Here is a 12,299-nt window from a genome sequence, read left to right as displayed (position 1 = left end):
GATTTTAGTTCATCATAGATTGATTAGAATGGAACATCGTCATCAAAACTATCAAAATCAGACATTGCATTTTCTTGCTGTTTTGGCTGATTAAAACCTTGGTTTTGGCGAGGCGCTTGTTGTTGTGCTCCACCGTAATTGTTTTGGGAAGGTGCGCCGCCATAATTGTTCTGAGGCGCTTGATTGAAGTTGTCTTGGTAACCGCCTTGAGCAGGTTGTCCACCAAAGTTACCGCCGCCACCTGTACCACCGCCGAGCATTTGTAACTCGTTTGCGTTGATATCTGTGCTATAACGCTCGATACCATTTTTGTCGGTATATTTATTCGTGCGCAAAGAACCTTCGACATAGACTTGGCTACCTTTTTTGAGGTATTGTCCGGCAATTTCTGCTAAACGACCAAAGAAGACAACACGATGCCATTCTGTACGTTCTTGCTGTTGTCCTGTATTGCGATCTTTCCAACTTTCAGATGTGGCAATAGAAATTGTTGTAATAGCGCTACCGCCAGCTGTATAACGAACATCAGGATCATTTCCTAGACGACCGACAAGAATAACTTTATTAATTCCACGTGACATAATAAAACCCTAAGTTGTAATGACGAATAATTAAAACCAATGCTAAGTACTATACGCTATTTTTATTGTGAAATCCTAGCGTGTTCTGTTTTAAATATAGTCGATAAAAAGGAAAATATTAAGGTTTAACCTCAATAAATTTAATCTGTTGCATATCTAAGCGACGTTTGGCTTCAGCAAGATCTTTTGTAGAAAAAGGCCCGATTTTAACTCGATGAATCGTTTTACCATTCACGGTCGCTTTCTCAATAATGGCTGGATAACCTAAAGATTCTAGCTGTGATTTATGAATATTCGCTTCAAAGGTTGAGGAGAAACTTCCTGTTTGTAAACGTTTTTTTGGACCATTTGTGGGCGCGGAGATCGGCTTTGTAGTTTCAGATGCCGAAAGAAGTTCTAAAGAGAATTCACTTTTCAGTTCATTATCGACAGAATCGTAACCCGAAGATTCACTGATGAGTTCAAACTTCGGTTTTGGGATAGGTTCCACATAATGTTTGCCACCAGTACTCTCTTCCCCACTAATGTGGAAAGAGCGATTAGCAAGCTGTTCATAAAATGAAAATTCAGATTCAGGAATCACTATTTCATCGGGAGAGAAGGGTTTATTTTTTTCTTTTTCAAGTTCTGCTAATCGTTCTAATCGTTCTATCCGCTTAATCTCTTTGGCTTCCGCTTTCTTTTCAAGATGATCTGCCAGAAAGAGTGCACCAGCAACTCCCAGCGCAACTAGGATGATGTAAAAGAGGAGTTCGCCTTTTGTCGGCGTTCTCTTGAAAAAGCGAATAATACATTTAGTTTTTCGCCATTTCTCTTTCGATTGTACCTGTCCTAATTGCACCATGATGGAATGCCTTTTTGATTACATTTTTGTTGGTGCAGATAATCCGAGAAGATCTAAACCATTTGCGAGCACTTGTTTCGCAGCCATTAAGAGGTAAAGCTTCGCATCTTGTAAGCCTTTCGCATCCGCATCTTCCGTGAGAATTCGAATCGCATTACCATTTTCATCTTTAACATTATAGTAGCTGTGAACATCTGCCGCTAAATCCTGCAGATAATTCGCAATGAGATGTGGCGCACGATTATTGCCGGCAGTTGCGATGATTTCCCCAAAGGAAGAGAGGGTACGCATGAGTTTGTACTCTTGCGTCATTGTTAATTTATCTAAGTTTTTAAGTGCAAATTCTGCATCAAATGCTTCGCCTCGGCGCTCACGTTCTGCCAAGATAGAGCAGATACGAGCATGAGCATATTGAATGTAATAGACAGGATTATCACTGGATTGTGATAATGCAAGATCAATATCAAATTGCAATTGTGAATCAGGATTTCTAGCCGCTAAGAAGTAACGAGTCGCATCTTTTCCAACCTCATCAATCAAATCTCTTAACGTCACGTAAGAACCGGCACGTTTAGAAATCTTCACTTCTTGGCCATCTTTTAATACCATCACCATTTGATGAAGGATATATTCTGGCCAGCCTTGTGGAATGCCTGCATCTAACGCTTGAAGACCGGCTCTTACACGGGAAATTGTACCGTGATGATCTGCGCCTTGTTCGTTAATCACGAACTTAAAGCCACGATCCCATTTTTTCTGATGATACGCAACATCTGGCACAAAGTAGGTATATCCACCTTCTTTTTTACGCATTACACGATCTTTATCATCGCCGTAATCTGTCGTTTTTAACCAGAGTGCGCCATCTTCTTCATATGTTTTACCATTGTTGATTAAACGATTTACCACTTGATCTACAGCGCCATCTTGATAGAGAGAAGACTCTAGGAAATAGACATCAAAATTAATATCAAACGCTTTTAGGTCTAAATCTTGCTCTCTACGAAGATACGCTACTGCAAAATTACGAATATCTTGGATATTTTCAGGATCTCCAGATGCCGTAATTTCACGATCATCAGCAGTAATGCTCTCTTTTGCTAAATAGCTTTTTGCGATATCAATAATATATTCACCACGATAACCATCTTCTGGCCATGCTGCATCTTCCGGCGTCAAGCCATCAATGCGCGATTTCACAGAAGCCGCAAGATTATCAATCTGAGCGCCAGCATCGTTATAGTAAAATTCACGAGTCACATCAAAGCCATTCGCTTCTAGAACACGAGCAATAGAATCTCCAACGGCAGCACCACGGCCATGACCCACATGAAGCGGACCCGTTGGGTTTGCGGAAACAAATTCAATTTGAACTTTCTCGCCATTGCCTTGAGAATTACGGCCATATTCAGTCTGTGCAGACATCACTTGGCTTAGCTCTTGATGATAGATCTCTGGCTTAAACGTAAAGTTAATAAATCCAGGACCTGCGATCTCGATTTTTGCAATTTCAGGTTGTTCGCCAATGGCATCAATGAGCATTTCTGCAACTGCTCTAGGATTGGATTTGAAGTTACGCGAAGTCATCATCGCAATGTTACTTGCGAAGTCGCCGTGAGTGATATCTCTTGTTCGTTCTACACTCTTTAGAACGAGATCAGGATTGATCTCAACTTGCTGTGCAGATGCAACTTGTTCAAGGGCATTTTTGAGAAGACGAATTGGAATTTGTTTCATAGATTCTTTTAACTAATTAATTACTGATTAAACTTACTGAGAAGTGATTGCATTTTTTCATCTAAAGTAAGCGTCTCTTTTGGTTCAGCTTTTTTAGGAGTAGATGCAGTATTGGTGCGAGGCGCTTTTGGTTTGCGATTTTTAGGTGCACTGTCGGTACGCTTTTCAGTTCTTTTCTTCGCTCTTTCAGGATTTTTCTTAGCAAGAATAGCTTGAATTTTTTCTACATTCTCTTTCGCAAGTTGACGATGTTCATCATCAATAATCTCAGCATCTGTACCATCTAAGTTTGTACGGTGCGTTGCATGTACAACTGCTTGTTGGTAACGAAGTTGCTTTGTGTACCAAGAGAGTGCAGAGCGAAGATTTACAGCGCTAAAACCCCATTCAGTGACGATTGGAATGAGCTGTTTATGAATCCCGATTGTAAGTGCTACAGGGCGACCATCTTTTGGTTGTGGGAAAATCGCAGGATAAGCTTCTGACAATTTTTGTAACAACTGCTGTGATGTTTCAATGCGTTTTTGACGTGCTTCTTGCGGCGTAAGATTAGTCTCTTCTTGTGTAGAAGTTGCTTCAATTTGTGTATTGTTTTCGTTTGACATTATTTTCCAAAACCTAGATATAATAAATTTGCTCAGGCAATTTTATTATATCTTAGCGATAATTGCATTAAGGTGGTAAAATTCTTCTGCTTATATTACATTTAAAGAGATTTATCCCGATTCTAAGTTATTGAAAATTTTAAGAAGTGAACCTTATGAAAATGCGTCTTTTATCCTTAGTAGCAGTCTTATTATTAGCCTCGCCAACTGCGATGGCACGTCTTGGAACCGTTGATGGTATCGCATTTGTCGTGAATGATCATGTGATTACTCTTTCCGAATGGGAACGTGAATTAGGAATGGCGCGTAATGAAATGAGCTTCCTGCCTCCGGCGCAAAGAATGAATAATGCGGAGCTTGAAGATTATGTGTCAAAAGTGATTATTACGACAAAGTTTCAAGATATTTTTGCAAAACAATCGGGACTTTCAGTACAAGACAATGAAGTTGATGCTGCTATTGCGGATATCGCAGCGAGAAATGGGACAGATGTTGGTACATTGATAGAGTATATTACTTATCAAGGAATTGATTTCCCACAATACCGTGAAAGTATTCGTGGACAGATGCTTGCGTCACGTTTACAAAATGAAATTGTGCAAAGTACCCATTTTTCAGAAAATGAAATCGACATCTATATGAAAACGGCAGAATTTCAGAAGATTAAAGAACGTATGATGAAGGCGAATGCACCTCAGCATAAAGTGAGTCATATTTTGGTTTCAGTGAATAAAGATAAATCTGAAACAAGGGCGTTACAAGAAGTGAATCGTCTGCGTGAAAGAATCATCTCAGGAGATGCATCTTTTGAAGATATTGCGAGAGCAAACTCTCAAGACCCATTATCAGCGGCTGAAGATGGTGCGCTAGGCTGGGTTGGTGAAGGACAACTTGCTCCTGAATTTGAAAAAGCGATGGTGAAGCTTCCTGAGGGAGAATTAAGCCAACCGGTTCGTACAGCGTATGGTTATCATCTCATTAAAGTTGATACTCGCCGCACAGGATTTCAGGATGAAGAAATTATTCGTAATGTCGCGCGTGAAAATTACTTTAGAAAGAAAGCTGCAGCAACATTTGATGCATGGTTAGATAGAATGTTATCGGATGTGTATGTTGAAAAGCGCGTAAGCACAAAGCAGTAAATCACTCATAGCATTACTTAAGATAAAGAAGGTAGTTAAAATCTTAGGCGTATTCGCTAATAGATAATAGATTAAAACAGATGAGCTCTAAGTCAACGATATGACTTAGAGCTTTTTTAATCGGGGTTATCAGAACTTTCATATTACTTTAGGATAGAATAAGCTCATGTGAAAAGAAAAAGTTAAAGAGAGTCTTCAGCATTTTTAATGGACTCATTTTTTCACTCTAGATATTAATTCAACTAAAGAAGAAAATTAGATATTTTATGAATAAACCACAACATAAAGCTCGTAAGCGTTTTGGGCAGAACTTCTTAATAGATGACAGCATCATCTTTCAAATCATTCAGAGCATTATGCCACTTCCAGGTGAAGATCTTGTGGAAATTGGTCCTGGGCTTGGCGCGATGACAAGGCCACTTCTGAGTGCCGCAAAAAAAATGACAGTGATTGAATTAGACCGAGATCTCATTGATTACTTACAAACATTAGAAGGTTTAACGGTCATTAATGAAGATGTGCTCAAAGTCGATCTTCCAAAGCTTGCGAAGCAAAATGGCAAACTAAGAGTTGTTGGAAATCTTCCTTACAATATTTCTACGCCGATCATTTTTCATCTTTTAGGTAATGTTGAGAGCATTGATGATATGCACTTTATGCTCCAAAAAGAAGTCATTGATCGCATGGCCGCACAACCTGGAGATTCAGCATTCAGCCGATTATCCATTATGGTTCAGCGTTATTGTGAAGTGGTACCACTTTTGGAAATTCCGCCAGAATCTTTTGATCCTGCGCCGAAAGTAATGAGCCAATTTGTGAGATTGATTCCTTATCAAGGAAATCCATATCAAATCAAGGATGATCAGCTGTTCTTTGATGTGGTAAAAGAGGCTTTTTCCATGAAGCGAAAAATGCTTCGTAATAACTTAAAACCACTGATGACAGAAGCAGAGATTGAAAGCTTAGGGATTGATCCTAAGATTCGGGCAGAAAATCTGCACATCGAAGATTTTGTGAAGCTCAGCAATTATCTCGCTGAGAAATAGTGTGAGGTAATCGTTTATGAAAGATCATATTTATGCAGTGATCGATTTAGGTTCTAACAGTTTTCATATGGCAGTGATGCAGGAAGATAACGGCCGGATATTAGTGTTAGATCGTATTAAGGAGATGGTTCAGCTTGGATATGGTCTTTTAGATAATGGGGAAATAGATCCCATTGTTCGAGAAAGAGCCCTGTATTGTTTACGTAAATTTCGAGAGCGATTAGTGAATATTTCGCCCCAAAATTGCCGAGCAGTCGGTACATTAACGCTTCGTAAAATGAAAGATCCCTCTTTTATTAAAGAGGCGGAAGAAGCGCTTGGAATGCCGATTGATATCATTTCAGGACGAGAAGAAGCGCGTCTGATTTATCTTGGCGTTTCTCAATATGCCAATGTGAAAGATCAAGACCTATTTGTGATGGATATAGGTGGTGGCAGTACGGAATTCATTTTAGGATATGAACACACGATTAAGGCGGCCTATAGCCGAGAAGTAGGGTGTGTGAATATGACCCGAAAATTTTTCCAAGATGGGAAAATTACCCAAGAATCTTATGAGCAAGCACGAAGCTTTGTCGAATCCGAATTGCAATCATTGAAATATTTGATTCCTTATCAAGATGCTTATTTTGTCGGCGCTTCCGGCACGATTCGCACCATCGGTATTTTGCTCTCCTATATTGGCTTACAAGATGAACTCATTACGAGTGAATCACTCAAACGTCTTGCCCGTAAGTTTATAAGTTTAGGTTCTACGAAACGCATTGCAAAATTCTTTGAGCTTAGTGAGCTACGAGCCAATGTGATGACGGCAGGATTGGTGGTTTTACAATCGGCATTTAAAATTTTGTCGATTAAAGAGATGTCGACCACCAATGTTGCCTTACGAGAAGGAATGCTCTTTGATCTTTTAGGCAGAATTCATCAAAAGGATCGCCGAGATGAAACAATCAGCGGTTTAATTACCAGAATTGGGGCAGATGAAGGGCAGGCACGCCGTGTTGCTATTACGAGTTTGAAACTCGCGAAAATGTTGAAAGACCCTGAAGGCCATAAGATTGTATTGCCGGAAGATGCTTTACGCTACTTAAAATGGGCATCTTATCTGCATGAAATTGGCTTGTCGATATCACATCACAGACAATATAAACATTCGGCCTATTTAGTAGAACATGCAGATCTAGATGGGTTTAGTAAACAAGATCAAAAAATCTTATCAACAATTATTCGCAATCATCAGCGCAAAATTGATCTCGATAGTTTCTCAGGATTGCCGGACTATACCTTGCTAGTGACGCTGTTATTGCGTTTTTCTGTGCTCTTTAATCGAGGTAGATATCTACAAGAATCCCCAAATGTTGAGGTGATGGTGACAAAAGATCGCATCAAACTGCGATTTGAAAAAGGCTGGCTAAAAGAGCATCCTCTTTTCAGAGAAGATCTGCATGCAGAGCTCAAGTTTCTGCAACAAGCCGGCATTACCTTGAGTTGGTAATCACTTATGAACGTGAGTATGTTGTGAAATTAGCAAAACAGTCTTGTTGTAGAATCAAAAGATATACGACAGGTTCGAATGCATTAATGCATTAATGCTTTCGGAAATTCTGTGGCAGTAAGAATAATCTTTTTTTGGCTTCTAACAGAAATAGTAATAAAACAGATCGTTCATTGCGGGCGAGAAGTTGTTAAAAGCATGCAAGCATTCTCTCCCGCCATGAATCAGCTCTATTTGTCTTAGAAATTAACGGTAATTAACACAATAGAATCTAACGATTTTTAATGATGAAATCTGGACGAATTCCTGATTCTTCAATAAACGGCATTGGGTCACGACCTCTTAAAAACCCCCAATCGGCTTTCAATAAAGTCTTACAGCCGGCATGATTGCCCCCTAAAATATCAGTGTGAAGTGTATCGCCCACCATTAAAACACGGGAAGGTTCAAAATCGCCGTGTACTTTTTGAATCTTATCAAACGCTACTTTGTAGGTGTTTTGGAAAGGCTTACCACAAAAAGTGACCTCTAATTCTGGAATCGCTTTCATAAGTTCAATGGTGTAAAAACCAGGTTCTACCGAGAATGAGTTTTCAAGCGGTGCGCTCACGTCAGGATTTCCCACAATCATCGGGCGAGGATTTTTCAGAAGCGATTCTTTCAAAAGATTCTGCCAAGTTTCATTCCAATATGCGGTTGCTAAGAAGATAAAACCATCCACGTCATCAACATTCTCTTCTGTTAATAACACTGTTTTGCCGGGAAGCCTTTCAATATAAGCGCCATCGCCAACAATCACGCCCCACGTTTTTCCCTCTTTTGTAAGATCAAATGCCGGCATTTCATATTCAACGGCATCTCGTGACGAGATAATATGATCGGAATCGATGTGGTAACCAATTTTTGGATACATTTGCGCGCGAATATCGGTGGGATACGATGCGCCATTGGTAAGAACGAATGCTTCTTTTCCTAAAGATTGTAACGTCTGAATCATCTGTGGCATATGCGGAACGGCGGTGCCACCAATATTCAATACGCCAAAACCATCGAGCAGTAAGATGTCATATTCATCTTTGATCTCTAAGAGAGAATTCACAAACTGACACGCTTTTTGCGGTGCCGGAACCTCTGGGAAAAGACGTTTTTGATTATAATATGTATCGTAAAGTGACCAAACCTTATCAAAATTAAGCATGTTTTAATCCATTGAAATCAGTGTGAATCGAAAAGAAAGCTTTATGAAAGTCCTATTATAAACATAAACCCTTCATGAAAGATTTAATCGTGAATCTTATTCTTATCTTGGGAGTATTAAAAAACGCACTATCTATAAGGATAAGATAGTACGTTTGTCTGATGAATCAACTACTGTTTTACAATTGGATTTCTTAAACCAGTTTCATGATAGAAGAATATTCAGTGAATTATATGAATTTTGCTAATTCTCTTAATCCGCAAAGAAGTTATATTCCAATTGTTTATCTGAACGACCATTTTCTTGGAAATATTGCAGATCTTCCGGCGTGATGTCAAATCGTTCAATTTCGCTTCTAAAGTGCGGAATTGGGCGCTTATAGATAAAGCCGATCTCAGAGCCTTCCTGATTTAACAATGCCGGATATTCAGTGAAGCTTTTGATGACTTCAGGTTTATATCCCATAAAATCCATCACCATTGGCGCCGCAATCATCTGATTGGTCACGCCGGCATTTTGATGGAAGGTTTGTACTAAATCACTTTGCAGAATCTCTTCATTGGCAAAGAGAATGAAGGGCACAACGCCTTCTTCCATCGAAGTGGTTTTCGCATTACAGTGGGTTTTTCGATCTTTAGGATTGGATAAGTCTTGCCCGTGATCTGCTGTGTAAAGCACGATTGTATCGGGATGTTTTGCGAGGAATGCTTGAAGTTTGATAAAGAATTCGTTGGTATTTGCACGAATGAGGTTCTTATAAGAGTTCGTCGCTTCTTCGCTTGTGGCATCTGCAAGATTCGTATTTTTCATTGCCGGCGTAAAAGGCGTTGGAAAGCCGGTATTTTGGAATGGGAAATGAGAGCCTTTTAAGCCGGCATAGATAAAGACCGGCTCACTGTTTTCGGCAATCACTCGATCCATCATATCGACGACTTCGCCATCGCTTTTTAATCCGCTTGCGTGAAGATTGGTCACATTTTTCAGTTCTTCATCAGTATAGAAGTTATGACCGGTGGCATTATGCTGTGCATCAATGACAAAAGGTTTAAAGCCGGCAGTTTGTGCAAGATCCCAAATAGTTGTGGTATCCTCAAAGAGATCGCTCGGTTCTTTATTGAGTCGTGGAAGCTTTCTAATGGCGAGATTTGAAGTATCGCTACAGTTAGAAAACGATGCCACAATGCCGAAGTTTAACAGCGATTCCGGCGCAAAATCTAATAATGCCGGCGTTGTGCCAAGCTTGCTGTTGAGATCAATCATATCGCCACGAATAGATTCATCCATCACAACGATAATGTTTTTCGCTTTTGCAGTTAGGAGATCGGCGCTTGTCGGTGCTGTTCGTGGAAAATACTCAAAAGATGCGGCATCTGAACGAATGAAGTTGAGATAAGTAAATGCCGAAACTTGCGCCACCGGCGTAATGTAAGACGCTCTGCCGTTGGTGCCTTTTCCGCTTTTGTTGTAGATGATCATCAACATGCCGGCAAGCGCAAGAATGTAGAGAATAATCGCGGTGAGTGTGCCTTTCCAACCCATATGGATTTTAGGAAAGAGGAAAAAACCGATGGTGATTGGAATGTGATAGAAAATCGCCTTGAGAATCGCATCTTGATAACCGAGAGCGGCATCGGCCATCATGACTCTAGCATCCATTAAGGTTCTAAAATCTTCATAATCCGGCTCGCTTCCCGTAGAGAAGTAGTAGATCAGGTAAGTCATCGAACCAAACATAAATAGCACATAGAGCGGAATTCTGATTCTCATTCTTGTAAATGCAAATAGTTCGATAATCGTTAGTGCAAATAGCGCCGTTAGCAGGTGTCTTACTAAACGATCGGGGCGTTCAATGGCAATATAATATGCCGATTTTCCTTCAATAAAAGGATAATTAATCAAAATGAAACCGAGAGCGATCAGCAGGATTTTACTTAAAATGCGCATGGTTGAATGACCTAGATTTAGAAATGGAAAACGCATTATACGCATGCAAAATGAGATTGATCAATTTGCCGGCAAGAGAAAGGAGGAAAGAGCAAGTCGGGATTTCACGGAAAAGAGAAGGCAAGTACATGGAAGAGAAAGGCTGAATCTTGGCTTCTGTGTTACCATTATTCAAAATAATTCATGATGAAAGGGAACGTTACATGCAGTTTCAGGACTTACGAGAATTTATTGCTTTCTTAGAAGAAAAAGGCGAGCTTAAACGGATTAAAGAAGAGATTGATCCCTATTTAGAGATGACAGAAATTAGTGATCGAACACTTCGTAAAGAGGGTCCGGCACTTCTTTTTGAAAACCCAAAAGGTTCCAATATTCCGGTATTAACGAACCTTTTTGGAACGCCTTCTCGAGTGGCGTTTGGAATGGGGCAAGAATCGGTGGAAAAGCTTCGCGATATTGGCGAGTTTTTAGCATTTTTACGAGAACCTGAACCGCCGGAAAACTTCAAAGATGCGCTCGAAAAGCTTCCTAAATTTAAGCAAGTATTATCCATGCGCCCAAAACGCGTGAAAAACCCGCTCTGCCAAGAAGTCATTGTCGAAAAAGATGAGATTGATCTCACTAAAATGCCGATTCAGCATTGTTGGCCGGGAGATGCAGCGCCACTTGTTACATGGGGTTTAACGATTACGAAAGGGCCTTCCAAAAAGCGTCAAAATTTAGGGATTTACCGTCAGCAAGTGATTGGTAAGAACCGCCTGATTATGCGCTGGCTCGCCCATCGAGGTGGTGCGCTCGATTATCGTGATTTCCGATTAAAAAATCCCGGCAAACCGTTTCCTGTGGTGGTAGCGCTTGGCGCAGATCCGGCAACGATTTTGGGAGCAGTAACGCCGGTGCCGGATGCACTTTCTGAATACGCATTTGCGGGATTACTGCGTGGAAAGCGCACGCAAGTAGCGAAAGCCTCGCTTCATCCTGAATTATCAGTACCGGCAACTGCGGAGATTATTTTGGAAGGATATATCTATCCTGAAGATATGGCAGAAGAAGGTCCATACGGCGATCATACGGGATACTATAATGAAACGGATTTCTTCCCGGTATTTACGGTGGAGAGAATGACAACTCGCAGAAATCCGATTTATCATTCAACCTATACCGGCAGGCCACCAGATGAACCAGCAGTTTTGGGCGTTGCGCTGAATGAAGTATTTGTGCCGATTTTGCGGAAGCAATTCCCGGAAATTGTCGACTTCTATCTACCGCCGGAAGGATGCTCATATCGCATGGCGGTGGTTTCCATTAAGAAGCAATATGCCGGACATGCAAAGCGCGTGATGCTCGGTGTTTGGTCTTATTTACGTCAGTTTATGTATACGAAATTCATTGTGATTGTGGATGAAGATATCAATTGCCGGGATTGGAATGATGTAATTTGGGCGATTACCACAAGAATGGATCCGGCAAGAGATACGGTCATGGTGGAAAATACGCCGATCGATTATCTCGACTTTGCATCGCCAGTTTCTGGGCTTGGCTCGAAAATGGGTATGGATGCGACGAATAAATGGGAAGGAGAAACAGATCGTGAATGGGGCATTCCGATTATCAAAGATCCGGAAATCGTCGCAAAAGTTGATGAAAAATGGGAACGTTTACAAATTTTTGATTAAAATGATTGCAATTGAATTAGATGTAATTTAA

10 protein-coding genes are annotated in these 12,299 nt (G+C 40.5%); 4 read left to right on the top strand and 6 right to left on the bottom strand.

What is annotated here, in order from left to right; genetic code table 11:
• Positions 1-23: 23 nt before the first annotated feature.
• From ACYSN2_RS04240 to ACYSN2_RS04225, 4 genes are all read right to left on the bottom strand, one after another.
• Entirely contained in the window at positions 24-581 is a 558-nt protein-coding gene (locus tag ACYSN2_RS04240; protein WP_461749013.1) for a single-stranded DNA-binding protein, read from the bottom strand.
• A 118-nt stretch (positions 582-699) separates the two neighbouring features.
• On the bottom strand, positions 700-1,425 hold the full coding sequence (locus ACYSN2_RS04235) for an SPOR domain-containing protein (protein ID WP_461749012.1): 726 nt from the start codon (positions 1,423-1,425) through the stop codon (positions 700-702).
• A gap of 18 nt (positions 1,426-1,443) precedes the next feature.
• Positions 1,444-3,162, bottom strand: a complete 1,719-nt coding sequence (argS, locus tag ACYSN2_RS04230; RefSeq protein WP_461749011.1) for an arginine--tRNA ligase — start codon at positions 3,160-3,162, stop codon at positions 1,444-1,446.
• A gap of 20 nt (positions 3,163-3,182) precedes the next feature.
• Entirely contained in the window at positions 3,183-3,767 is a 585-nt protein-coding gene (locus ACYSN2_RS04225; protein ID WP_461749010.1) for a ProQ/FINO family protein, read from the bottom strand.
• A gap of 155 nt (positions 3,768-3,922) precedes the next feature.
• On the opposite strand from ACYSN2_RS04225, the gene ACYSN2_RS04220 reads away from it, so the two are divergent.
• The 3 genes from ACYSN2_RS04220 to ACYSN2_RS04210 all read left to right on the top strand — a co-directional run bounded on the left by ACYSN2_RS04220 (position 3,923) and on the right by ACYSN2_RS04210 (position 7,450).
• Positions 3,923-4,909 (top strand): peptidylprolyl isomerase, encoded by a 987-nt coding sequence (locus ACYSN2_RS04220; RefSeq protein WP_461749009.1) that lies wholly within the window; start codon positions 3,923-3,925, stop codon positions 4,907-4,909.
• Positions 4,910-5,175: 266 nt separating this feature from the next.
• The gene (gene rsmA, locus ACYSN2_RS04215; protein WP_461749008.1) at positions 5,176-5,955 is read left to right on the top strand and encodes a 16S rRNA (adenine(1518)-N(6)/adenine(1519)-N(6))-dimethyltransferase RsmA; all 780 of its coding nucleotides are present in this window, start codon (positions 5,176-5,178) and stop codon (positions 5,953-5,955) included.
• A gap of 16 nt (positions 5,956-5,971) precedes the next feature.
• Entirely contained in the window at positions 5,972-7,450 is a 1,479-nt protein-coding gene (locus ACYSN2_RS04210) for a Ppx/GppA phosphatase family protein (protein WP_461749007.1), read from the top strand.
• 271 nt (positions 7,451-7,721) lie between these two features.
• Here the strand turns inward: ACYSN2_RS04210 and ACYSN2_RS04205 are convergent, their stop codons facing one another.
• Entirely contained in the window at positions 7,722-8,648 is a 927-nt protein-coding gene (locus ACYSN2_RS04205; RefSeq protein WP_461749006.1) for an HAD-IIA family hydrolase, read from the bottom strand.
• A 252-nt stretch (positions 8,649-8,900) separates the two neighbouring features.
• Complete coding sequence (locus ACYSN2_RS04200; RefSeq protein ID WP_461749005.1) at positions 8,901-10,592, bottom strand: sulfatase-like hydrolase/transferase; 1,692 nt, start codon at positions 10,590-10,592, stop codon at positions 8,901-8,903.
• A 203-nt stretch (positions 10,593-10,795) separates the two neighbouring features.
• Here ACYSN2_RS04200 and ubiD point away from each other — a divergent pair, with 203 nt between their 5' ends.
• A complete protein-coding gene (gene ubiD / locus ACYSN2_RS04195; protein WP_461749004.1) occupies positions 10,796-12,268 on the top strand; it encodes a 4-hydroxy-3-polyprenylbenzoate decarboxylase in 1,473 nt (490 codons plus the stop codon).
• Positions 12,269-12,299 lie beyond the last annotated feature (31 nt).

The sequence above is a fragment of the Ignatzschineria sp. LJL83 genome (assembly GCF_054871845.1).
Note: the sequence above shows the minus strand (reverse complement) of the source record. Positions and strands in the feature narration are given on the sequence as shown.